The sequence below is a fragment of the Streptomyces mayteni genome (assembly GCF_054783955.1).
This window is the reverse complement of record NZ_BAAGPR010000020.1, coordinates 28,823-52,930: the sequence shown is the minus strand read 5'-3', so window position 1 is coordinate 52,930 and position 24,108 is coordinate 28,823. Positions and strand designations below refer to the sequence as shown.

Here is a 24,108-nt window from a genome sequence, read left to right as displayed (position 1 = left end):
TGGTGGTGGCACACGCCGCGGTCTCCGCCGAAACCCCCGTTTAACGTTCGGCACACACCTTCGAGACGTGGCCGTCGTCCAATTTCTATCGATCGACCGAAAGAAATCCCCTCCCCTGCTGGAGAAGCCATGGCCGCACCCGCTTCTGGCCCGGACCCCGCCGCCACCTCGCCGACCACGACTGCCACCACGCACGCCGCCCGCGCGCACGCCCGAGCCCAGGAGGGCGCCCACGCCGCCGACATGCCGACGGTGCCGGCCACCGACTGGCCCGAGCCGCCGCCTGGCGTGTCCGCCACCCGCCTGACCTGGGCCGAGACCATCGGCGGAGGCAACTACAGCCACCAGGTCCTCGCCCGGGGCACCGCGCTGGAGTTGACCGACCTCGACGGTGACGCCTGCGCGCACGTGCTGCTGCACTGCGCCGACCGTCCCTGGGAACGGCTCAACGCGGCCGACACGGTCAAGATCCAGTGGAACGCCTACCTCGGTGCGGGGCGTCTGTTGTTGTCCGACCAGGGCCGCGTGCTGGCCTCGGTGACCGCGGACAGTTCGGGCCGGCACGACGCGTTGTGCGGCACCTCCGCGCTGGCCCGCAACGCGGCGCGCTACGGCGACGGATCGGCCCACGGCCCCAGCCCCGCCGGCCGGGAGCTGTTCAAGCTCGCCGCCGCCAAGCACGGCCTCGGTCCACGGGACCTCCCGCCGAGCCTCAGTTTCTTCAAGGGGGTCCGCGTCGGCCCTGATGGAGGGCTGGAGTGGCTCGGCTCAGCCGGCCGGGGGAGGAGGGTGACGTTGCGCGCCGAGTCGCCGCTGATCGTGCTGATCGCGAATGTCCCGCACCCCCTCGACCCGCGCCCCGCCTACACCTGTACCCCGCTGCGCGTGCTGGCCTGGCGCGACCGCCCCACCGCTCCCGGCGACCCGTTGTGGGATGCCACCCCCGAAGGACGCCGGGCGTTCCTCAACACCACCGACCACCTCACCGCCAGGGGGATGGCATGACCGCCACGATCACCAGCGACACCACCGTCCCCGCCCGGGCGCCATGGTCGGGCGTCATCCGGGCCGGGCAGACCCTCACCGTCACCGACCTGGGCGGCAACCAGGCGGTTGACTTCCTGGTGTACGACGCTCATGACACGTCGGTGCGCTACAGCGCGCCCGACACCATCCACGCCCAGGGCAACATCTTCCTCACCACCGGCAGCGTCCTGCTCTCCGGCGAGCACACCCCGCTGATGACGGTCGTCGCCGACACCTGCGGCCGGCACGACACCATCGGCGGCGCGTGCAGCCGCGAATCCAACACCCTCCGCTACGGCCACCACACCTGGGCGCAGCACGCCTGCGTGGAGAACTTCCTCCTCGAAGGCGCACGCCATGGCCTGGCCAAGCAGGACCTGGTCAGCAACGTCAACTGGTTCATGAACGTGCCCGTCGAGGACGACGGAACCCTCGGCATCGTGGACGGCATCTCGGCGCCCGGGCTCACGGTGGCGCTGCGGGCCGAGACCGATGTCCTGGTCCTGGTCTCCAACTGCCCCCAGATCAACAATCCGTGCAACGGCTTCAACCCCACCCCGGTGCGGATGCTGGTCACCGGGGACGAGCCCGCATGACCCTCGGCAGCCTGCTCGTCGCCCACCACGGTGGGACAGCGATGCGCATCACCACCACCGCCCGGGCGTTCGGCCTGTGCACGGTCGCGGTCCACTCCGACGCCGCGGTTCTCGGCGACCGGGGCGAGGCGCGAGGTGCCGCGGCGGTCCGGCGCGGCGACGTCCGCCCCGGTCGGTCCGCGACCGGCGTGCGGCCCCTACCGGCCCTGGAGGCGACGACGATGGAGACCGCGGTGCACGCGCCGCGGCCCGGCGAGGAGCCCCGGTGAGCGCGGTGGCGCGGGTCCGCGAGACGTATCGCCGGATCGCGGCGGCAGGGCGGCCCGAGCTGTGGATCGACCTGCGGTCGCCGGAGGCGGCGCTCGCCGACGCCGAACGCGTCGACGCCCGCCGCGCCGCCGGGGAAGTGCTGCCGCTGGCCGGCACCGTGTCGGCGGTGAAGGGCAACATCGACGTCGCCGGGCTGCCGACGACCGCCGGCTGTCCCTCCTACGCCTACCTTCCGGACGAAGACGCCCCCGCCGTCGCACGGTTGAAGGCCGCCGGCACCGTGGTGGTGGGAACGACCAATCTCGACCAGTTCGCCACCGGCCTGGTGGGCACCCGCAGTCCCTACGGCGCGGTGGCCGCGGCGTTCGATCCGGATCGGGTGGCGGGCGGTTCGAGCTCCGGGTCGGCGGTGGCCGTGGCACTGGGTCTCGTGGATCTGGCGCTCGGCACCGACACGGCCGGATCCGGGCGGGTGCCGGCAGCGTTCAACGGCGTCTTCGGGCTCAAGCCGACCCGCGGCGTGGTGCCCACTCGCGGAGTGGTGCCCGCCTGCCGCAGCCTCGACTGCGTCACCGTCTTCGCCCGCACCCTGGCGCCGGCCGAGACCGCCCTGACGGTGCTGGCCGGGCCCGACCCGGCGGATCCGCTCTCCCGCACCGCCCCGCCGGCCACGCCGCGGTCGGGGCCGCCGCGGCTGGGCGTGCCCGCCGTGGCCGCGCTGGGCGAGCTGGCCCCGGGCTGGGCCGACGCCTACGAGCGGACGGTGGAACGGCTGCGCGCCGCCGGCGTAACGGTCGTGCCCGTCGACCTCGAGGCGTTTCTGCGCGCGGGGGCGCTGCTCTACGACGGCGCGTTCGTGGCCGAGCGCTACGCGGCCGTCGGAGACTTCATCCAGGCGCACCGGGGTTCGCCCGATCTCGACCCGACCGTGGCGGCCATCATCACCGCCAGCCGTGAGCTGCCGGCCCACGCGCTGTTCACCGACCTCGCGGAGCTGGACGCGCTGCGCGCCGCCGCCGCACGGGAGTTCGAGCGGATGGACGCCCTGCTCCTGCCCACGGCCCCCGACCACCCCTCGTCGGCCGAGGTGGCGGCCGACCCGCTGGGCGTCAACGCCCGGCTGGGCCGGTTCACCAACTGCGCGAACCTGCTCGACCTCTGCGCGGTCGCCGCGCCCGCCGAGACGGTGGCCGGGCGCCCGTTCGGCGTCATGTTCCTCGGCCCGGCCTTCGCCGACGCCGCGCTGCGGACGCTCGCACGGCTGCTGACGGAGTGACAGGATCCGACCGCCGTCCTCATGAAGGGCGAGGTGTCCGAGCCGGCGTGGTGGACGCCCGACCGGACCGTCCACCGGACACGGCCGGCCGATGTCATCAGGCCACGGCCCTGCCGCGTCCGCGGTCCACGTGATCCCGGAGGCCGGCGGTGATGCCGTGGACGCCGGTAGCCGCGCGGGGGCGGAGCCGGTCGACGACCTCGGACCCGGCCGGTTCCTCGCCGCGATCTCGCGGGGCCGACCGAGGCGGGGCCGGTTTCTCCCGGCTGTCCTCGGGCCGTCCTCAGGCGGACCGTGCGGCCAGGTGCGTGCGATCGGCCCGGGCGACCTCGGGGTTGGCGGCCGCGGTCGCCAACCAGCCGAGCGCCTCAGCCTGTTCGACGAGCGCGTCGCGCTGCAGGTAGTGGATCGCCCGCAGGGCGGCGTCGTGGGCCTCCTGGGTGGAGCCGCCGACGCAGTCGGTGACCACCCGGACCCGGTAGTCGTGCTGGTGGGCGTCGACGGCGGTGTAGTGCACGCAGACGTCGGTCAGGCCGCCGATGAGGATCACCGTCTCGGCCTTGTACGCCTTGAGCACGATCTCCAGTTCGGTGCCGAAGAACGCCGAGTAGCGGCGCTTGCGGATGAGGAACTCGTCGGGGCGCGGCTCGAGTCCGGGCGCGAGCTCGGTCTCCGGCCACCCCTCGACGCAGTGCGGCCCCTCGGATCCGTCCAGCTCGCGGCCGATGTCGACGAGATTCGGCTTGTGCACCTCCTGGATCCACACGACGGGAATGCCGCGCTCACGAGCTCGGTCGACGAGTTCGCGCTGCAGGGGCGCGCGCTCACCACGGCCGGGCATGTGGGGGATCTCGGTGCGGGATTCGGCGAGTTCGACACCGCCGCCCTGGATGTCCACGACGATCAACACAGCGTTGCCGACGACGTTCATGACGTTGGTCCTCTTCCATGGGGTGGGTTGGGGTGTGTTCGGTGGGGAGAGCGGCAGGACAGGGCCTAGGCGAGGGCGATCCTGCGGTCCGCGACGACCTGCAGGATGTCGACGACCGCGTTGACGAGGACGTAGACCAGCCCCATGAGCAGGGCGACGCCGGTGATGCCCGGCAGGTCGCTGGCCGCGACCGACTTGTCGAGGTAGGAGCCGACACCGGGCCACGCGAAGATCTTCTCGACGACGACCAGACCGGCCAGGAGCGCGCCGGCCTGGATGCCGATCATCGACAGCGTCGGCCCGAGCGAGTTGCGGACCGCGTGGCGCAGCAACACGGCGCGCTCCGACAGACCGGCGGCGCGGGCCGTGCGGGCGTGGTCGGCCTCCAGGTTGACCGAAAGACCGTCGACGAGCACGCGGCCGATCGCCATCGCGGGCGCGACGGCCGCGCACAGCACCGGCAGCACGAGATGGGCGAGGGCGTCGGAGAAGACGTCGAACCGGACCGCGAGCAGGCTGTCGAGGAGCAGGAATCCGGTGGGTCCGGTGGGGGAGTCGGGGAAGCCGCTCCGTCCGCCGGAGGGCAGCCAGCCGAGGTCGCCGTAGAACACGAGCAGCGCGAGCATGCCGAGCAGGAAGGTGGGGGCCGCGGCGCCCGAGAACAGCACCGTGCGCAGCACGGGCGCCCCGCGCCAGCGGATCGCGGCGACATACGCGAAGCCCGCGCCGAGCAGCACCGCCACGAACAGCACGCAGGCGCCGAGTTCGAGGCTCGCGGGCAGAGCCGCGCCGACGTCCTGGGCCACGGGCGTACGGGTGCGCAGCGAGTTCTGGAGGTCGCCGTGGAGCAGTCCCGAAAGGTAGTGCAGGTAGCGGCTCATGAACGGCTCGTCCAGGCCCAGCCGCTGCCGGGCGGCGTCCACGGCCTCCTGGGAGGCGTTGGCACCCACGTACGCCTTGGCCGGGTCGACGCCCGACGCCTCCTGCAGTCCGAAGAGCACCACGGTCAGGGCGAGCAGCACCCCGGCCATCGCCGCGGTGCGACGCACGATGAACAGGATCATGTCAGACCTTTCCGGGACGAGTGTGCCGATGTGGCATGGCTGTCACCGCCGCCGCAGCATGTCGCGGACGGCGTCACCGGCGTAGTTGGCGACGAGCGCCAGGGCGGTGACCGCGATGCCGGGCACGATGGGCACCCACCAGGACTCCAGCAGGTACTGCATGCCCTGGGCGGCCATCGCCCCCAGTTCGGGCGCGGGCGCGGGGGAGCTCAGGCCGATGAAGGACAGCGAGGCGAGGGCGACCACGAGCCCGCCGACGTCCAGGCTGGCGGCGACGACGATCGTGGAGCGCACGCCGGGCAGCAGATGCCGGGTGACGCGGCGTCCCCAGGGGACGCCCGCCAGCCGGGCGGCCTCGAGGTGCGGCCGGGCCGCCCAGGCGCGTATCTCGCCGCGCACCAGCCGTGCGTACATGGGCCACCAGACGATGGCGATGCCGATGAGCGCGCTGGTGTAGCCCGCGCCGAGCGACGCGGCGACTGCCATGGCGATGACGAGTCCCGGCAGGGCGAGGAACAGGTCGGTCACGCGCATGAGGAGGTTGTCCACCCAACCCGGCAGCGCGCCGGCCAGCACCCCGACCAGGGTTCCGATCACCACGCCCGAGGCGATGACGATCGCCGCGGCGAGCAGGCTGGACCGCATGCCGTAGAGGACACGTGAGAGCAGGTCGTAGCCGAGCGCGTCGGTGCCCAGCGGGTGGCCCGCGCTGCCCGGCGGCAGGAACGCCTCGCCGGAGCGCAGGACGGGGCTGTGTGGCGCGAGGACGGGGGCGAGGAGGGCGGCCGCGACCAGCAGGGCCAGCGCGGTGAGGGCGATCCGGTCGGCGGTCGTGCTGCGTTCGCGGACGGCGGTGACCGCGGCCCAGCGGCGTCGGGCGGCGGCGCGGCCGGTTCCCGGACCGAGCGTTGTCATCGGGATTCTCCTGCGGGGACGGTGGCGTCGCGGGGCGACCGGCGGTGCCGTGGGCCGGGGATGGCGGCCAGGAGCGTGCGCGTGTACTCCTCGGCGGGCGCGGAGCACACCTGCTCGGTGGGCCCGAGCTCGACGATCCGGCCGGCACGCATGACGGCGACACGGTCGGCGATGATGCGCGCGGCGGCGAGGTCGTGGGTGACGAAGAGAATGGACATGCCCAGTTCGCGCCGTAGCCGCCCGAGCAGGTCGAGCACGGTCGCGGCGAGCGAGACGTCGAGGGCGGAGGTCGGTTCGTCGCACAGCAGCACCCGGGGCGGCACGATCACGGCGCGGGCGATCGCGACCCGCTGGCGCTGGCCGCCGGAGAGCTGGTCCCCCCGGGCGTGCGCCGCGTCGGGGTCGAGTCCGACCGTCCGCAGGGCGTCCTCCACGGCGACCCGGCGCGCGGCGCGGGTGATGCCGGACAGGTGCGCGGCAAGGCGTTCGCCGAGCATGTCCCCGACGGTCAGCCAGGGAGTGAGGGAGGAACCCGCGTCCTGGAAGACCATCTGGGGCGTGGTGCCCGCGACGTCGACCCGGCCGGCCGTGGCGGTCTCCAGGCCCGCGACGATCCGCAGCAGCGTCGACTTGCCGCATCCGCTCTCCCCGACCAGGGCGACGGCCTCGCCCTGCGCGACATCGAGGTCCACGCCGCGCAGGGCCGGTGTCTCGTCGCGGGCCCAGAGCCGGCCGGAGCGGAAGGTGCGGGTCACACCGCGCAGCCGTACGGCGTGGGTGTCGGCGATGTCCGGCGCGGGCCAGTGCTCCGGCAGGTGCTGGTCGGCGGGGGCCGCGTGCCCGGCGTCGAGCACGCCGTCCGCGCCGATGGCGCGGCCGTGGGCGCCGTCGGCACGTCCGGTCACGGGCACGGCCGCCGCTTCCGCCGTGGTCCCGCCGGGCGGCTCCGCCTCGGCATCGACGTTCTCCGGGCGCGGAAGACCGCGCGTCAGCGGGCGGTCCCGCGGGGTGGCCAGGTCGATTCGGGAGCGCAGCAGGCGCCGGGTGTAGGGATGTTCCGGGCGGTCGAAGACGTCCCCCACGTCGCCCTGTTCGACCAGGCGCCCCTCGTGCATGACGACCATGCGGTCGCTGATCTGGGCGGCCACCCCCAGATCGTGCGTCACGAAGAGCACGCCGCAGCCGACCTCGTCGCGCAGCGAGAGCAGCAGGTCGAGCACCTGGGCCTGGACGGTGACGTCAAGGGCGGTGGTCGGTTCGTCGGCGACGATCAGCGACGGGCGGCGGGCGACGGCGAGCGCGATCATGACGCGCTGCCGCAGCCCGCCCGAGAGCTGGTGCGGGAACGCCCTGAGCCGCGACGCGGGGTCGGGGACACCCACGTCCCCGAGCAGCCGGACGCGCGTGGCGCGGTCGGGCGTGACCTCGGCCAACTGGGCGCCGATGGTCATGGTCGGGTCGAGGGAGGTCATCGGGTCCTGGAAGACCGCGCCGATGTGCTTGTGGCGGACCGCGCGGCGTGGTGCGTCGCGAGCGGTGACCATGTCCGTGCCGCCGATCAGGGCGGTCCCGGTCACCCGCGGCCGGGACCGCCGCGGGAGCAGACCCATCGTGGCCAGGCCGAGCACGCTCTTGCCGGAGCCGGATTCCCCCACCATCCCGACGATCTCGCCGGGCCGTACGGCGAGGCTGACACCCCGCACGGCGTGGACGACGCGTCGGTCCCGGGTGAGGCGGACGTGCAGGTCACGCACGTCCAGCACGGACTGCTGGCCGGGAGTGCTGGCGGCAGTGCTCCCCGGGGGCGGGACGGCGGGTTCGCGTGGTGTCATGACGGGTCTGCTCCTCGTCCTGTCCTCGTCGGGCTACGCGCGGTCCAGGGCCGCGAAGTGCAGCACGTTGTACTCGAGCAGGTTCTGCGCCTCCCGCGTTCCGGTGATGTCCGGGGTGGTCAGGAGCGTCGTGTTGAGCGATCCGATCGAGAACCAGTGGCGGGAGTCGACGACCGACTGGGCGATGGGGCCGTAGGCGGATATGTCCGTCGTGCCGAGGGCGTCGTCGAGGGCCGCGTCGAGCCCGTCGACCTCGGCGCCGAAGAGGTCGAGACCGCCGCCCGGGGTGTAGATGATGCGGGCCCACGAGTCGGGGTGGCCGGCGTCGGGGAAGACCGAGAGGACCGCCAGGTCCGGTGCGGCGGCGAGGTCGTCGGCCAGGGTGTAGATGGTGCCGGCCGCGTAGGCCACGGCCTCGGCCGGCAGCCCCGCACTGCTCAGCCGGGCGCCGAGCTCCTCGGCCACGGCCCTGCCGTCGGCGCTGCTGCCGGCGTAACCGATCCGGACGGTTCTCCCGTCGGCGATTCCGGACGCCGCGATCCGTTCCAGCGCGCCCTCGTCGTGGGCGATGCCCTGGTCGTCGAGTCCGGCGTCCAGCATGCCCTGCGGGAACAGCTGGGTCGTCGGCTCCTCCAGGCTGCCCATGGCGGCGGAGACGATGCCTTCGGTGTCGATCCCGGAGTACAGCGACGCGCGGTCCTCCGGGGTGGTGAAGATCTCGGACTCCGGGTTCGCGTAGACCATCTGTGTCGTGAAGTTGGGGAAGGTGCTGGTCTCGACGTCCTCGCTGTCGGCGTACGACTCGAAGGCGGACTTGTTGAGATTGCCGAGGATGGCGTCGATCTCACCGCGTTCGAGTTCGAGTTGGGTGGCGGACGCGTTCTCCGAGATCTTGAGCTGGACCGTGGTGAAGGCCGGTGCGTCGCCCCAGTAGTCGTCGTACGCGGTGAGCTCGTAGCGCACGCCGGTCTCGGCCGCGGTCAGTTCGTAGGGACCGGTGCCGGCGTCGTGCGCGGTGAGGTACGCCTGCGCGAAGTCGTCGCCGGCCTGTTCGTCCAGCACCGTGGGGCTGATGATCTTGAGGCCGAACGGCGAGGCGAGGTAGTCCAGGAAGGCGGAGTTCGGCGCGGCGAGGGTGAGGACGGCGGTGTGGTCATCCGGGGTGGCGACATCGACGACGTCCGCGGTCATGTAGGCGGGGCCGCCGTCCACCTGGGCTCGGCGCTCGACCGAGGCCGCGACGGCGGCGGAGGTCAGCGGGGTGCCGTCGTGGAACGTGACGTCATCGCGCAGGGCGAACGCGTAGGTGAGGCCGTCCTCCGACACCGTCCAGTCGGTGGCCAGCGACGGCACGACGTCCGCCTCGTCCACGCCGTCCTGGTACTTCACCAGGCCCTCGTAGGCGTTCTGGATGATGTTGAGGCCGGGGCCGTCGTAGTTGACGTCGGGGTCGGGGGGCGTCGTGTAGGTCTGCACGATCGCCGCGGTGAAGACGTCACCGCCGCCACCCGACGCGCCAGGCCGGTCGGCGGCGCATCCGGTGAGAGCCAGTGCGGCGGCCGCGACGGCCGCCAGGCCGAGTCGAAAGCTGGATCGCATCGGGAGACCTCTCGATGAGGAAGAGCAGACGAAGGAGGGGGCGGAGGGTTCCTGTCGGTGACCGAAACCTAGGCCCGGAGGTGCGCGGAGGAGGTTTCCGCCGGGTTGTCCCTCGTTGCCGGGGCGTAAATTCTGTCGACGATAGAAACCCCGGGGCCCTGTTGGTACGGTGATCACGACGACGCGACGCCACCGACTGTCCCGGCGCGCTCGCGCATCGTCGCCACAGATTCCGGGAGGGAAAATGCCGCAGGCCGAGCACGACCCGGGCCCCGCGCTCCTGGTGCGGGACGCCACCGTCATCGACGGCACCGGGGCTCCGGCGCGACTCCGCACCGACGTCCTGGTGGCGGGGGGACGCATCGAGGCGATCGCGCCCACCGGCACGCTCGAGCTGCCCGCCCGCCCCGATCCCGAGCGGCTGCGCACCCTCGACGCCGCCGGGATGACCGTGCTGCCCGGGTTCTTCGACTGCCACGTCCACGTGAGCGCCCGCCCCGACGGCACCCCCTTCGACACCGTGCTCGCTCCGGAGAGCCTGCTCACGTTGCGCTCGGTGCCGGCCCTGTCCGCCACGCTCGACGCGGGCGTCACCACCGCGCGCGACCTCGCCGGGGCGGACTCGGGGTTCCGGGAAGCCGTGGAGGCCGGTTACGTACGCGGTCCGCGCCTCCAGGTGGCCCTGCGGATCCTCAGCATCACGGGCGGGCACGGCGATTGGCGGGCCATCGACGGCACCCCCCTGGACACCGGTCCGGGCGCCGGTGTGGTGGCCGACTCGCCTGCCGAGTTCGTCAGGGCGACCCGGGAGGTCGTACGCCAGGGCGCCGACTGGATCAAGGTCGCCGCCACCGGGGGGATGGGCAGCCCGCGCAGCGCCCCGGAGACCGGCGGTCTGACCGAGGCCGAGTTGCGGGCCGTCGTCGAGGAGGCCGCCCGACACGGCGTGGTGGGCGTCGCCGCCCACGCCCAGGGCACTGCCGGAATCGCCGCCGCCGTACGCGCCGGGGTGCGCAGCGTCGAGCACGGCTACCTGGTGGACGACGCGACGCTCGACGAGATGGGCGAGCGCGGGACCTACCTCGTGCCCACGCTCGCCACCCTGACCCGGCCGGTGCGTCACGACGGCGCCCCCTGGGCGGTGGAGAAGCGTCGCGGACTCCAGGAAACCGCCCTGGAGCGCCTGCGGATCGCGCTGACCAGCGGCGTGTCCGTCGCCCTGGGCACCGATGCCGGCATCGCCCCGCACGGGCGGAACCTGCGGGAGCTGGAACTGCTGGTCCGGCTGGGGCTCGACCCCCTCGACGCGATCGCCGCGGGGACCGGTGTCGCCGCCCGCATGTGCCGGGTCGACGACGAGGTGGGGACGGTCAGCGAAGGGCTGCGCGCCGACCTGCTGATCACGCGTGTGGACCCGCTGGGCGACATCGCGGCACTGGGCGATCCCAACGCCGTGGAGACGGTCCTGCTCGGCGGCCGGATCGTCAAGGACACCCGGCGCCTCGACCCGTTCTCCCAGCAGGACGTGAGGCGGGCCGCGTGACCGACCCGGAGCCCCAGGAACGCCCGGCGGCGGGCCAGCGGCGCCGTAGGCCCGGACGCCCGCGCGCCGCGCCGAAGCGGCAGAACGGCCTCAGCACACGCGAGGAGATCCTGCAGGCCGCGTCCAACCTGTTCGGCACACAGGGGTACGAGGCGACGAGCACCCGGCAGATCGCCGACTCCGTCGGCATCAAGCAGGCGACTCTGTACTACCACTTCGCCGACAAGCGGGCGATCCTCACATCCCTGCTGTCCAGCACCGTGACGCCGGCACTCGGCTGCGCGCGGTGGCTCGAGGCGCAGGACCTCACCCCCGAGGTCCGGCTGTGCGCGCTCGTCCGCTACGACCTCGACACCCTGCTGCGGGACCGGCTCAATCTCCACGTGCTCTACCACCTGCCCGGGCTCGTCTCGGACGACTTCGAGGCCACCCACTCGGCCCAGGCGACCCTGCGCGACACCTATCGCCGGTTCGGCCGGGCGGCGTTGGACGCCCTGCACCCGCCCGACCGGGTGGAGACCCTCGCCCACGACCTGGATCTCGTCTTCGCCCTCGTCGAGGCGGCGGTGTCACAACGCCAGTGGGGCGGGGAGGAGAGTCGGGCCCGCTACGCGGCATCCGTGGTGCGGGGCACTCTGCGGCTTCTCGGTGTCGAGGAGGCCCGCGTCCCGGGGATCACCGCTTCCGCCGCCGACGCCCTCAGCGCCTACCCCGACGCCCCGCGCGCGAAGGGCTCATCGGCGGACCGTGCCGGCGAGCGCCACCCCGCCCTGCCGAACGTCGCCGACGCATGGATCCAAGACGTGTGATTTCGGATTCGCTAGGCTTTCCTCGTGGCCGGACGGAGTATCACCGGGTCCCTGACCCGATCCGTCCTGCTGCCGTGCCCAAGCCATGCGAGCGACGAAGGGAGCGAGTCCGCGGATGGTAGACACCGCCGGCCTGAACGTGGAGGAGAAGAGTGGTCGTGCGCTCGTCGACGACCTCGCGAGCCGCATCCGCGATCGGATCATGTCCGGCAGGATCCCGATCGGCGCGCAGTTGCGCCAGGCCGAGTTGGCCGCCGACTTCGGCGTCAGCAGGACACCCGTGCGCGAGGCGCTGCGCCAGTTGCAGAGCGGTGGCCTCATCGAGGTGCTCCCCAACCGCGGTGCCGTCGTGCGCGTTCCCGCGCCCTGGGAGGTGCGCGAGGCGTACGAGGTGCGGGCGGAGCTCGAGGCGCTCGCCGCCGCGCGGGCCGTCAGTCGGGTCACCGGCGAGCAACTGGAGGAGCTGCGCCGGGCCAATCAGGAGATGTACGACCACTCTCTCGCCGAGAGCAGGGGGAAGCCGGTCAGCCTCCCGACCAGTCAGCGGGACAACGACCGCTTCCACACCCTGATCGCCGACATCTCGGGCAACGCCCGCCTGGCCAGGGTGGTCAACGACATCAACGAGACCTTTCCGCGCAACGTCTCGGCCCAGCTCATCGTGAACGACGCGCGTCATCGCGACGAGAACTTCCGCGAACACGAGCGGATCGTCGCCGCGCTCGCCGCGGGAGAAGCCGAGGCCGCGGCGGCCGCGATGCGTGAGCACGTCGTCCAGGCCGGTGATCAGCTGGCCGAGTGGTACGAGAAGCGCTCGTCCACGGTCTTCCGCGGTTGAACCGAGCCTGTTTCCCACCCGTCGGGTCCCAATCGCCGTGCGAGCCACGGCGATCGGGCTCCGGTGGTGACCGGTGACGGCCGAGTTCCGACGCCTGCCCCATCACCTGACATCCTGCCGCGCGGACTGGTGTGCCGCCAGATTGGATCCACTTATGCTAGTCTTGGATCCTAACGGGAAGGGTGTTGCGAGATGGATTCGATCGATGCGGCACCTGGCGCCGCCCTCGGCGCAGGGGCGGAGATCGACGTCGACGCCGAGCGCGCGCGTACCTCCGGTGCGGGTCTTTCGCACCACTTCAACGCCGCGGGCGCCGCGTTGCCATCGCGCGGCGTCACGGCGGCCGTCGTCGACCACCTGCGCCTTGAGGAGCGGTACGGCGGCTACGAGGCGTCGGCGGCAACCCGTGAGCGCGGCGAGGACGTCTACGCGGCGGCGGCGACACTCATCGGCGCCCGGCCTCGCGAAATCGCCCTCTTCGACAGCGCGTCGACGGGCCTTCGGGTGCTCGTCGACGCACTTCGGCCGGCGCGGGGCCAACGCGTCGTCGCGTCGAGTACGACCTACGTCAGCCACGCGATGCACCTCATGACGATCGCTCGGGAGCACGATGTCGACCTCGTCGTCGCGCCCGTCGACGACACGCGGCGGGTCGACCTCGGCGCGCTCGAGGCCCTGCTGGCGGACGGGCGGCCGTCGATCGTCTCGGTCTCGCACATCCCCACGTCGTCGGGGTCCGTCGAGCCCGCCGAGGGCATCGGCCGGATCGCCCGCCGCCACGGAGCCACCTACATCCTCGACGCGACGCAGTCCGTGGGGCACCTGAACGTCGACGTCGAGGCCATCGGGTGCGACGCGCTCGTGACGACCGGCCGCAAGTTCCTCCGCGGCCCGCGCGGCACCGGCTTCGCCTACGTCCGGGAGTCGCTCCTGGAGCGGCTGACACCGACGGCGCCGGATGTGCGCGGAGCGCAGTGGGTGTCGCCGTCGGGCTGGGAGCTCAGCCCGGACGCGCGGCGGTTCGAGTCGTGGGAGAGCCCCGTCGCCGCCCGTCTCGGCCTCGGCGTGGCGCTCCGCGAGACCATCGCGCGCTCGCCGGAGAGCACCGAGCGATGGCTGTTGGCGCGTGCGCGGCTGCTGCGGTCCGCCCTCGCGGACATCCCCGGCGTGACGATCGCCGACCCGGAGGGCGCGGCGTCCGCGATCGTGACCTTCGTCGTCGACGACGTGGACTCCCGCGTGGTCGTCGAGGCACTCGCCGCGTCGCGGAACGTCCGGGTCGTCTCCGTCCCCGCGACACACGGCCAGTGGGACCTCGGCGCACGTGCGCTGCCCTCGGTCGTGCGGGCATCGGTCCACGTCTACAACGACGACAAGGACCTCGGCGCGCTCGTCGACGGCGTACGCGCGGTCGCCGCGGGCCGCGACGGGCGGGCGAGCCGATGACGCGCGACGCGGACCAGACAGACGTCATCGTCATCGGCCTCGGCGTTCACGGCAGCGCCGCCGCCGCCAGCCTCGCGCGCCGTGGGCGCCGCGTGATCGCGCTCGACCGCTTCCCGCCAGGGCACGACCGGGGATCCTCGCACGGCACGACCCGCATGATCCGCCGTGCCTACCCAAGACCGGTGTGGAACGACTTCGTCGATCGCGCCTTCGCGGCCTGGGCCGCGCTCGAGGCCGAGTCCGGAGAACGGCTCGTGCACCGCACGGCCGGGCTCTACGCGCACCGCGGCACGTCGGGGCTGCAGGGGCCCGGCTGTGTCGTCGTCGACGATCCGGACGAACTGGCGCGCCGCATGCCGGGACTCGCCGTGCCGGAGGGCTACGGGGGCGTCTACGACCCTGGCGCCGGCGTCATCGAGGCCGCACGCGCGCTCAGGGCACTGCGCGGCGTGGCCGCGGCACACGGGGCGGAGCTGCGGCACGGTGTGCACGTGCGCGGATGGGAGTCGACGCCGACGGGCGTCCGTGTCGCGACGGACGAGGGTGTGCTGTCGGCGGCCCGCCTCGTGATCGCCGCCGGCAGTTGGACCGGTGCGCTCGTGCCGTCGTTGGCGCCCTGGCTTGACGTCTGGCGGATCCTCACGGTGACGGTGCCCTCCGGCCAGCGGGCAGGCATGCCGCCGAGCCTCGGCGCGTTCTCCGTGGACCGCCCGGAGGGCCTCGTGTTCGGTATCCCCGACGCGTGCGGCAACGGGGTGAAGGTCGGCGTCGACGTGGGCCTGAGCTGGGATCCGGAGGAGCCGGCCGCCCCGCCGAGCCCCCGGGAGACCGCCGAGTTGCGCGCACTCCTGGAGTCCTACGTGCCGGGCCTCGACACGACGCCGGTCGAGGCCACCTCCTGCCTCTACACGATGACGGAGGACAGACGGTTCGTCATCGGCCCGCTCGCCGACGCTCCCGCGGTCGTCGTCGTGGCGGCCTGCTCCGGGCACGGCTTCAAGTTCGGGCCGGCCGTCGGCGACGCGGTCGCGGACCTGTGTGACGGCGTCCACCGGGGCGACCTCGACTTCGTCTCGACGGCACGGCGGGGACTGTGACGTGACCGTCGCCCTCGCAGCACCCCACCACGAGGCGATCGCCGCCGGCGAGCGCGCCGTCGCGGCGGGCGGCAACGCGCTCGACGCGGCACTCGCCGCCGCCGTCATGCTCACCGTCGTCTACCCCCACCAGTGCGCGCTCGGCGGCGACCTCGTCGCGCTGGTCCGTTCGCCCGCGGGAGCGACGACGGCCGTCGTCGCGGCGGGCACCGCGCCACGGGGGATCGACCGGGTGTCGGCCACGTGGCCGGCCATGCCCCGGCAGGGCCCGCACACCGTGACCGTGCCCGGGATCGTCGCCGGCTGGCTCGAGCTGGAACGCGTCGGCGCCCTCCTGCCGCTCGGCGCGGCCTTCCGCGGCGCGGCGATCACGGCCGAGGCCGGCACCCGGGTGAGCGCGGGCCTGGAGCGGGCGCTCGACGCCCGCCGCGAGGCGGTCGAAGCCGACCCGGGACTGCGTGCGGTCTTCGCGCCCGAGCGGGATCTCCTGCGGCGCGGGTCGCTGCTGCGCCAGCCGGCGCTCGCGGCGACGCTGCGACGGCTCGCCGGCGATCCGCGCGACGCGTACGAGGGCGAGACCGCGCGGGCCGTCGTCGCGATGCTCCGCGCTCGGGGCGGTACGCACACGCTCGCGGACTTCGCCCACTACCGGCCCGAGACGTCCCCCGCCGTGACCCGCGAGATCGCCGGGCGCTCCTGGTCGGTGGCACCGCCGCCCTCCGTCGGACCGGTGCTCCTGGGCGTTGCGCGATCCGCGACCGGCGCGGCCGGCGCGGCCGGCGAGCCGGACCCGGTGCGCGTGCTCGAAGCCAGCCTGGCCGGCGTCGCGGCACGGGCCGCGCACCTCGGCGACCCGCGCTCGGGCGGCGGCGACCTCGAGGCCCTGCTGCGGCTCGACGCGGTGCCCACGGTTCACCGGCTCGAACCGCGCGCCACCGGCGACACGGCCGCGGTGACGGCGAGCGACGACGCCGGCTGGAGCGTCACGATCGTCCAGAGTGTCTTCCAGAGCTTCGGGGCCGGGCTGCTCGACCCCGAGACCGGTATCGTGCTGCACAATCGCGGCGCGGCGTTCAGCCTCGACCCCGCCTCGCCCGCGCGTCTCGGGCGCGGGGCGCGGCCCCCGCACACGCTGTGTCCCGTCATCGTCCACTCCGACGAGGCCACGGTCGTCGTCGGCTGCCAGGGCGGGCGGGCCCAACCCTGGATCCTGGCTCAGCTCGTGCCCGCGATGACGGACGTGGTCCGGCCGCTGGCCGACGTTCTGGCCCGCCCGCGCTGGGTGGTCGGCGACGTCGACCTGGGCCACGCGGAGCTCACGCTCGTCGCCGAGCCGGGCGTGGGCGACGAGATCGTCGCGGCCGCGCGGACGGCCGGCCTGCCGGTCGCCCGGTACCCCGCTCGGGCCGACGCCGCCGGGCACGTCCAGGTCGTGCGACGACGCACGGGACCCACCGGAGTCACGTTCGAGGCGGCGAGCGACCCCCGCGCCGACGGCGCGGGCGTCGTCGTCTCGCCCTGAGCGCGCCACCACCAAGGAGGAGAAATGACCGCCACACGGCTGTGGAGCGACCCGCTCACCCCGGAGGAGATCGCCGGCGTCGTGGCCCTCGTGCGGCAGGACGAACGCATCGGCGCACGTCCCCGCTTCTGGGGGATCGCCGTCGAGGAGGGGCTCGCCCGCGGTCTCGCCCCGGGCCAGGGCCGCCCCGTGCGGCTCGTCGTCATGAACCCCGACGCGCACGAGGCCTGGGAGGTCACCGCCTGGACGGCCGGCTCCGACCGTCCCGCGTCCCTGGCGGCGTGGCGGTCCGTGGACGCCAAGCGGCCCGGCGTCTCCTCCGAGGAGGCCCGGCTGGTCGCGCGGGCGGCCCGCGACCACCCCCTGCTCAAGGAGGCACTGGCCAAGCGCGGGATCACCGACACCTCCCTGGTGTGGGTCGACCCGGAGTCCATCACGGGCTTCGAGCCCGAGGACCTCGCCGACCGACGCCTGTCGTGGGGCACGGTGTGGCACCGTGAGTCGGAGGACGACAACGGCTACGCGCGCCCGGTCGCCGGGCTCGTACCCCTCCTCGATCTCGAGACGCTCGACATCGTCCGGATCGAGGACCACGGCGTGGTCCCGATGGCGAGCGAGACCGGCGTGTACCGCTCGGGCACGTGGGGTCCGGACCGCGAGGTCAGTCCGCTGGAGATCACGCAGCCCCAGGGCCCGGGCTTCACGGTGGACGGTCACGAGGTCAGCTGGCAGAACTGGTCGTTCCGCGTCGGCTTCACGCACCGCGAGGGGCTCGTGCTGCACGACCTCGTCTATCGCGACGGTGACACGGTGCGCCCGGTGCTGCGGCGCGCCGCCGTCAACGAGATGTACGTCCCGTACCTCGACTCCGACCCGACGGCCTACCGCAAGAACTTCTTCGACTGGGGCGAGTACGGGGCCGGTCCGCTCACCGCGTCGCTGGAACTGGGCTGCGACTGCCTCGGGGAGATCCGCTACTTCGACGCGCACGTGCTTGACGGCCTCGGCGAGGTCAAGACGATCACCAACGGCGTCTGCATGCACGAGGAGGACTTCTCCGTCCTCTGGAAGCACGTCAACACGCGTACCGGCGAGGCCGACGTCCGCCGCTCGCGGCGGCTGGTCATCTCCTTCTTCGCGACGGTCGCGAACTACGACTACGGCTTCTACTGGTCCCTCTACCAGGACGGCTCGATCGAACTCGAGGTCAAGCTCACGGGCATCCTCTCGGTGTCGGGCATCGCCGACGGCGAGACGCCGCCGTTCGGCCGACTGGTGAGCCCCAACGTGCAGGCGCCGACGCACCAGCACTACTTCGCGATCCGTCTGGACACGGCGGTCGACGGCCCGCTCAACCGCCTCGTCGAGGTGCACGCCGAGGCCGAGCAGGACGAGGAGCTCAACCCCTACGGCAACGCGTGCCGCATGGTGCCGACCGTCATCCCCTCCGAGCGGGCCGCCGCCCGCGCGAACGACCCGTCGCGGGCCGTGCACTGGCGCGTCGAGAGCACGGAGCGCACCAACCGCTTCGGCGATCCCACCTCGTTCCGGCTCGCGCTGCCGAACACGACACGCCTGTTCGCGCGGCCAGGCAGCGTCGTCGAACGCAAGGCGCCCTTCATCGCGAAGCACCTGTGGGCGACGGCGTACGACCCGGCGGAACGGTTCATCGCGGGGGAGTACCCGAACCAGGCGCCCCTGGGGGAGGACGGCATCACGGCGTGGCAGCTCGCCGACCGCCCGCTCGACGGGGCCCAGCTGGTGCTGTGGCCCGTCATCGCCTCGCACCACTACGCGCGCCCCGAGGACTGGCCGATCATGCCCGTGCAGCGCATCGGGCTGCGGCTGGAGCCGGACGGGTTCTTCGACCGCAATCCGTCACTCGACGTCCCGCCGTCACAGCCCGCCGCGCACTGCCACGCCTCCCCGGCGCCGGCCACGGACGGTGCGCGGGGGCACGCCCCCCACCACGGCTGCCACTAGGAGCCGCAGATGCCACCTCGGGCCGAGGCTCCCGGGCTGCCCGTCCGCGTGCGGTCGATGACGATCGAGGCCGAGGGCGTGCTCTCGGCGGAGCTGGAGGCGATCAGCGGACGGTTGCCCCGGTGGGAGCCGGGCGCGCACATCGACCTGGTGGCCCCCGGGACGCCGGTGCGCCAGTACTCACTGTGCGGCGATCCCGACGCGCCTCGCTACCGCGTCGCCGTGCTGCGGGAGCATCCGAGCCGGGGCGGGTCGCGCCACGTGCACGAGGCGCTTCGCCCCGGGCACGTCGTGAACCTGCGCGGTCCCCGCAACCACTTCGCCCTCGAGAACGCGCGGGAGTTCCTGTTCATCGCCGGCGGCATCGGCATCACGCCGCTCCTGCCCATGGTGCGCCGCGCCGTGGCGGAGGGAGCGCGCTGGCGGCTGCTGTACCTGGGCGCGTCGCGTGCGCGGATGCCGTTCCTCGACGAACTCGCGGCGCTCGGTGGCGACGTGGCCGTCGTCGCGCGTGACGAGGAGCGCCGCGCCGACCTCTCGCGCGAGGTCGCGGCCCGCCCCGACGCGCTCGTCTACGCCTGCGGGCCCGAGCGCATGCTGAGGGCGCTCCGCGAGCTGATCCCCGACGGCGGGCGGTTGCGGTGCGAGTACTTCTCGGCGCCGACCACGGCGTACGAGCCCGGCGGCGCCTTCGTCGTCCGCCTGGCGCGGTCGGGCGTCGAGCTCGAGGTGCCGCCCGAGCGGACGCTGCTCGAGGTCGTGCGGGAGTCGGGGGTCGACGTGCTCTCGGACTGCGAGGAGGGCATCTGCGGCAGCTGTGAGACCCGCGTGCTGGAGGGCGACGTCGACCACCGAGACCTCGTGCTCACGCCGCAGGAACGTGCGCGCAACGACTGCCTGATGGTCTGCGTCTCCCGAGCCGCTGGTCCGTTGCTCGTCCTCGACTGGTTGGATACAATAAGCTGAATTTGGGATACTGAATCGGAGATGGGAAGCGAGGGAGTCGCGCGTCATGCTGAAGCAGGAAGACAACGACAAGATCACCCGCTCGGGCGCCGGCACGCCGCTCGGCGCACTGCTCCGCTCCTACTGGCAGCCCGCGGCGCTCGTCTCCGAGATGCCGAGCGAACGCCCGGTCAAGGCGATCCGGTTGCTCGGTGAGGACCTCGTGCTGTTCCGGAAGCCCGGCGGCTGGGGGCTGATCAGCCGGTTCTGCGCCCACCGGGGCGTCGACCTGTCCTATGGGCGGCTTGAGGACGAGGGCATCCGTTGCCTCTACCACGGCTGGCTCTACGACGGCGAAGGGCGCTGCGTCGAACAGCCGGCCGAGCCGGAGCACAGCCAGTTCCTCGGCAAGATCCGGATCGCCAACTACCCGTGTGTCGAGAAGAACGGGATCGTCTTCGCCTACCTGGGGGCGGGCGACCCGCCGCCCTTTCCCCACTACGACTGCTTCGTCGCGCCGGAGGAGTACACCTTCGCCTTCAAGGGCCGGTGGGAGTGCAACTGGCTGCAGGGCCTGGAGGGCGGCATCGACCCGAGCCACGTCTCGTTCCTGCACCGCTTCCTCCAGGAGGACCCGCGCGAGGTCTACGGCCAGCAGTTCAGCGAGGAGGTCGAGGGCACCGGCAGGAAGCTCTCGATGCTCGTCGGCGAGAACCACCGCCCGGACATCGAGGTGGAGAGCGCCGACCACGGCCTGCGTGTCTTCGCGCTGCGGCAGTTGACGGAGGACGTCAGGCACGTCCGCGTGACGAACCTGCTCTTCCCGAACGCCTTCGTGGTGCCCTTCGGCAACTCCAAGGTCTTCACCCAGTGGCACGTGCCGATCGACGACGAGAACCACTACTGGTACATGATCTGGTACGACTTCGCCGAGCGGACCGACAAGGACACCCTGCTCCAGCAGCGGCTGGAGGGCGTGAGCCTCCCGGACTACCGGCCGCTGCGGAACCGCGGGAACGACTGGGGCTTCGACCCGCGGGAGCAGCAGGAGCTCACCTACACCGGGATGGGCCTCGACATCAACGTCCACGACCAGTGGGCGGTCGAGAGCATGGGCCCCATCCAGGACCGCACGGTCGAGCGTCTCGGCGTCTCCGACCGCGCCGTCACGGCGAACCGCCGCCTGCTCCTGCGAGCCATCGACGCCTTCGCCGCGGGCGCCAGGACGCCCGCGCACCCGGTCAGCGAGGCGGAGGCGGCGGCCCTGACCGGACCGCTCGCCGTCGACACGGTCGCCGCCAACGACGTGTGGCAGACGCGGTGGGTCGAGCGTGAGCGGGAGCGGCGGCGCGACTCGCCATGGGCCGCCGGGACGGCGCGGGCGGAGACCCCGGCCGATGCGTGAGCGCAACGCGGACGAGCGGTCCGTCGCGGCGGCCGGCGGGGGCGTGTCGGCCCGGCCGATGCTGCGGGAGGAGCGAGGCGGCTTCATCGACCGGCACGACCTGTGGAGTGAGGCCCAGTACGCGGCGGCCGGCCAGATGCGTCGCGTCATCGACGAGCTCGGCATCGAGATGGTGCGGTTCTCGTTCGTCGATCAGCACGGCATCCTGCGCGGCAAGACGCTCGCTCGGGCCGCGGTGTCGGCCGCGCTGCGGTCCGGCGTCACGGCGCCGAGTTCCCTGCTGCTGAAGGACACCTCAGGACAGTCGGTCTTCTCGGTCTTCGCGGCCGACACCGGCGTGGGCGTCGATGGATTCAGCGGAGCGGGCGACATCGTGCTCGTCCCCGACCCGACGACCTTCCGCGTTCTGCCGTGGACCGACAGGACCGCGATGCTCCTGTGCGACGTGCGGTTCCCCGACGGCGCGCCGGTCCCGTTCTGCACACGGTCGATCCTGCGCGGCGCGCTCGCGACGCTCGCCGCCCGCGGCTACGGCATGACGGTGGGCGCCGAACTGGAGTTCCACGTGTTTCGCGACGTGGCCGCCGGGGTCGGTCCCGAGCACGTCAGTGGTCCAGGGCGGCCCGGCGCCGCGTCGGCCGCCCTGCCCACCACCCGTGGCGCGCAGCTGCTGCACGACGAGGGCCTCGACACGATGCAGCCGCTCGTGGACGCCCTCTACCGCGGCCTGACGCTGCTCGACCTGCCGCTGCGCTCGATCGAGCTGGAGTTCGGGACGAGTCAGTTCGAGCTGACGATGGAGGCGGGTGACGCCGCCGAGGTCGCGGACGCGATCGTCCTGTGCCGCACCGCCGTGCGCCGCATCAGCGCCGGCCTCGGCTACCACGCCACGTTCATGTCCCGGCCGCAGGGCGCCGAGGGGGCCTCGACCGGGTGGCATCTGCACCAGTCGCTCCACGACCTCGCGACGGGCGTCGGAGCGTTCGTCCCCGACGCGCCCGGCGCGACGCTCTCGCTCGTCGGGGCCGGCTACCTGGCCGGGTTGCTCGCGCACGCGCTCGCCGCGGCCGCCTTCACGACGCCGACCGTGAACGGCTACAAGCGCTACCAGCCGTACTCGCTCGCGCCCGACCGGATCGCGTGGGGCATCGACAACAAGGGCGCCATGATCCGCGCCGTCGGAGGCCCTGGCGACCCCGCGACGCGGCTGGAGAACCGCTCGGGCGAGCCTGCCGCGAACCCCTACCTGTACATCGCGTCCCAGCTCGTCAGCGGGATGGACGGCATCGACCGCGGCCTCGTTCCCCCGGCGCCGACGCTCCAGCCCTACACCGAGCACGCCGACCGGCTGCCGTCGAACCTCGGCGCGGCCGTCGACGCCCTGCGGGCTGACGCGGCCTTCCGGGCCGCCCTCGGCGACACGGTGGTGGAGTGGTACGCGACGATCAAGCGCGCCGAATTCGACCGATACCTCCGCCATGTCTCCGACTGGGAGCAGCGCGAGTACTTCGGGATCTTCTGATCCCGCGCCCACCGGAAGGACGCACATGACCACCAGGACCGCCGTGACGGCGCTGCCCGACTACGAGCCGTTCCTGTGCGGGGGCGTGTGGGTCGCCCAGGGCGACCGCGAAACCCGCGCCGTCGTCGACCCGGCCACCGAGGAGGTGCTCACCACCGTCGCCCAGGCGACGGACGCCGACGTGGACGCGGCCGTCGCGGCCGCGACGACCGCGCACGCGGACCGTCGCTGGCGGGGACTCGATCCCCTGGAACGGGCACGGATCCTGAACCGGGTCGCCGAACTCATCGAGGACGACCTGGAGCAGCTCGCGATCCTCGAGACGCGGGACAACGGCAAGCCCATCGAGCGCTCGCGCGCGGACACGGCCATGGCCGCGCGCACGTTCCGCCACTTCGCGGGGGCGCCCTCCCGCCTGGTCGGCACCGTCATCCCCGTCGACGGCGGGGGACACCACGTCTACACGGCCCTGGAGCCCGTGGGCGTGGTCGCCGTCGTCCTGCCGTGGAACTTCCCCCTCATGACCGCGGCGTTCAAGCTCGCCCCCGCGCTCGCCGCGGGGTGCACGGTCGTGGCCAAGCCGGCGGAGGACACCCCCCTCACGCTGCTGCGACTCGCGCGGATCCTGCGGGAGGCGGGCGTCCCGGACGGTGTCGTGAGCGTGCTCACCGGCGACGGGCGCGTCGGTGCGGCGCTCACCCGCCATCCCGGCGTCGCGAAGGTGTCGTTCACCGGGTCGACGGAGGTCGGGCGAGCCGTCATGCGCACCGCCGCGGACGGCTTCAAGCGCCTCACGCTGGAGCTCGGCGGCAAGAGCCCCAACATCGTCTTCGCCGACGCCGACCTCGACGCCGCCGTCGTGACCGCGATGCGGGCCTCGTTCGGGCATTCCGGCCAGATGTGCACGGCGGGCAGTCGCCTGCTCGTGCAGCGGTCCGTCCTCGACGAGATGACGCGGCGCCTGGCGAGCGCCGTCGCGTCGGTGCCGGTCGGCGACGGTCTCGCGGGCGGGGTCACCGTCGCCCCGCTGGTGTCGGAGGAACAGCGGCAGCGCGTCCTCGGATACATCAGGAAGGGCACCGAGGAGGGCGCGACGCTGGTCGCCGGCGGCGGCACGCGAAGCCCGGGGTTCTATGTCGAACCGACCCTCTTCACCGGCGTCACGAACGACATGACGCTCGCGCGCGAGGAGATCTTCGGGCCGGTGGTGGGCGTCATCCCCTTCGACGACGAGGACGACGCGATCCGGATCGCCAACGACACCGACTACGGCCTCGCCGCGGGCGTGTGGACCCGCGACCTGTCCCGGGCGCACCGGATGGCGGCGGCGATCCACGCCGGCACGGTCTGGGTGAACGCCTACAACGTGTTCGACCCGGCCCTCTCGTTCGGCGGCGTCGGTGCCTCGGGTCTCGGGCGGGACCTCGGGGACGAGGGACTGCGCGGCTTCTGTGAACCCAAGAGCGTCGTGATCGCGATCTAGCGGAGA

General features: G+C 73.1%; 19 protein-coding genes and 1 pseudogene. 15 read left to right on the top strand and 5 right to left on the bottom strand.

Features of this window, described 5'->3' with window-relative positions:
• Positions 1-129 precede the first annotated feature (129 nt).
• The 4 genes and pseudogenes from ACYVPE_RS12225 to atzF all read left to right on the top strand — a co-directional run.
• Positions 130-1,005 (top strand): urea amidolyase associated protein UAAP1, encoded by an 876-nt coding sequence (locus tag ACYVPE_RS12225; protein WP_461033532.1) that lies wholly within the window; start codon positions 130-132, stop codon positions 1,003-1,005.
• On the top strand, positions 1,002-1,622 hold the full coding sequence (locus tag ACYVPE_RS12220) for an urea amidolyase associated protein UAAP2 (RefSeq protein WP_461033531.1): 621 nt from the start codon (positions 1,002-1,004) through the stop codon (positions 1,620-1,622). Before ACYVPE_RS12225 ends, ACYVPE_RS12220 begins: the two co-directional genes overlap by 4 nt.
• Positions 1,619-1,891: a hypothetical protein gene (locus ACYVPE_RS12215; protein ID WP_461033530.1), complete on the top strand. Its 273-nt coding sequence runs from the start codon at positions 1,619-1,621 to the stop codon at positions 1,889-1,891. The genes ACYVPE_RS12220 and ACYVPE_RS12215 overlap by 4 nt, the downstream gene beginning before the upstream one ends.
• Positions 1,888-3,159: pseudogene (gene atzF / locus ACYVPE_RS12210) on the top strand (allophanate hydrolase); the annotation flags it as partial. The gene ACYVPE_RS12215 and the pseudogene atzF, both read left to right, overlap by 4 nt.
• Before the next feature lie 292 nt (positions 3,160-3,451).
• Here atzF and ACYVPE_RS12205 read toward each other — a convergent pair.
• The 5 genes from ACYVPE_RS12205 to ACYVPE_RS12185 all read right to left on the bottom strand — a co-directional run bounded on the left by ACYVPE_RS12205 (position 3,452) and on the right by ACYVPE_RS12185 (position 9,509).
• Positions 3,452-4,099, bottom strand: a complete 648-nt coding sequence (locus ACYVPE_RS12205; RefSeq protein ID WP_461033529.1) for a cysteine hydrolase family protein — start codon at positions 4,097-4,099, stop codon at positions 3,452-3,454.
• Positions 4,100-4,164: 65 nt separating this feature from the next.
• Positions 4,165-5,163 carry an ABC transporter permease gene (locus tag ACYVPE_RS12200; protein WP_461033528.1) on the bottom strand — a complete coding sequence of 333 codons (999 nt, stop codon included), beginning with the start codon at positions 5,161-5,163 and terminating at the stop codon, positions 4,165-4,167.
• A gap of 42 nt (positions 5,164-5,205) precedes the next feature.
• Positions 5,206-6,078 carry an ABC transporter permease gene (locus ACYVPE_RS12195; protein ID WP_461033527.1) on the bottom strand — a complete coding sequence of 291 codons (873 nt, stop codon included), beginning with the start codon at positions 6,076-6,078 and terminating at the stop codon, positions 5,206-5,208.
• Positions 6,075-7,910, bottom strand: coding sequence for an ATP-binding cassette domain-containing protein (locus ACYVPE_RS12190; protein ID WP_461033526.1), 1,836 nt, complete (start codon positions 7,908-7,910; stop codon positions 6,075-6,077). The genes ACYVPE_RS12195 and ACYVPE_RS12190 overlap by 4 nt, the downstream gene beginning before the upstream one ends.
• A gap of 33 nt (positions 7,911-7,943) precedes the next feature.
• Positions 7,944-9,509 carry an ABC transporter substrate-binding protein gene (locus ACYVPE_RS12185; RefSeq protein ID WP_461033525.1) on the bottom strand — a complete coding sequence of 522 codons (1,566 nt, stop codon included), beginning with the start codon at positions 9,507-9,509 and terminating at the stop codon, positions 7,944-7,946.
• Between the two features lie 244 nt (positions 9,510-9,753).
• On the opposite strand from ACYVPE_RS12185, the gene ACYVPE_RS12180 reads away from it, so the two are divergent.
• From ACYVPE_RS12180 to ACYVPE_RS12130, 11 genes are all read left to right on the top strand, one after another.
• Entirely contained in the window at positions 9,754-11,052 is a 1,299-nt protein-coding gene (locus tag ACYVPE_RS12180; protein WP_461033524.1) for a metal-dependent hydrolase family protein, read from the top strand.
• Positions 11,049-11,861: a TetR/AcrR family transcriptional regulator gene (locus tag ACYVPE_RS12175; protein ID WP_461033523.1), complete on the top strand. Its 813-nt coding sequence runs from the start codon at positions 11,049-11,051 to the stop codon at positions 11,859-11,861. The genes ACYVPE_RS12180 and ACYVPE_RS12175 overlap by 4 nt, the downstream gene beginning before the upstream one ends.
• Positions 11,862-11,976: 115 nt before the next feature.
• Positions 11,977-12,699 (top strand): GntR family transcriptional regulator, encoded by a 723-nt coding sequence (locus ACYVPE_RS12170; protein WP_461033522.1) that lies wholly within the window; start codon positions 11,977-11,979, stop codon positions 12,697-12,699.
• A gap of 192 nt (positions 12,700-12,891) precedes the next feature.
• The gene (locus ACYVPE_RS12165) at positions 12,892-14,145 is read left to right on the top strand and encodes an aminotransferase class V-fold PLP-dependent enzyme (protein ID WP_461033521.1); all 1,254 of its coding nucleotides are present in this window, start codon (positions 12,892-12,894) and stop codon (positions 14,143-14,145) included.
• Positions 14,142-15,242, top strand: coding sequence for an FAD-dependent oxidoreductase (locus ACYVPE_RS12160; protein ID WP_461033520.1), 1,101 nt, complete (start codon positions 14,142-14,144; stop codon positions 15,240-15,242). The genes ACYVPE_RS12165 and ACYVPE_RS12160 overlap by 4 nt, the downstream gene beginning before the upstream one ends.
• 1 nt (position 15,243) lies before the next feature.
• A complete protein-coding gene (locus ACYVPE_RS12155) occupies positions 15,244-16,764 on the top strand; it encodes a gamma-glutamyltransferase (RefSeq protein WP_461033519.1) in 1,521 nt (506 codons plus the stop codon).
• 24 nt (positions 16,765-16,788) lie between these two features.
• Positions 16,789-18,747, top strand: coding sequence for a primary-amine oxidase (locus tag ACYVPE_RS12150; protein WP_461033518.1), 1,959 nt, complete (start codon positions 16,789-16,791; stop codon positions 18,745-18,747).
• Between the two features lie 9 nt (positions 18,748-18,756).
• Entirely contained in the window at positions 18,757-19,713 is a 957-nt protein-coding gene (locus tag ACYVPE_RS12145; RefSeq protein WP_461033517.1) for a PDR/VanB family oxidoreductase, read from the top strand.
• Between the two features lie 46 nt (positions 19,714-19,759).
• Complete coding sequence (locus tag ACYVPE_RS12140) at positions 19,760-21,097, top strand: Rieske 2Fe-2S domain-containing protein (RefSeq protein WP_461033516.1); 1,338 nt, start codon at positions 19,760-19,762, stop codon at positions 21,095-21,097.
• The gene (locus ACYVPE_RS12135) at positions 21,090-22,619 is read left to right on the top strand and encodes a glutamine synthetase family protein (RefSeq protein WP_461033515.1); all 1,530 of its coding nucleotides are present in this window, start codon (positions 21,090-21,092) and stop codon (positions 22,617-22,619) included. The genes ACYVPE_RS12140 and ACYVPE_RS12135 overlap by 8 nt, the downstream gene beginning before the upstream one ends.
• A 25-nt stretch (positions 22,620-22,644) precedes the next feature.
• Positions 22,645-24,102 (top strand): aldehyde dehydrogenase family protein, encoded by a 1,458-nt coding sequence (locus tag ACYVPE_RS12130; RefSeq protein ID WP_461033514.1) that lies wholly within the window; start codon positions 22,645-22,647, stop codon positions 24,100-24,102.
• Positions 24,103-24,108: the final 6 nt, after the last annotated feature.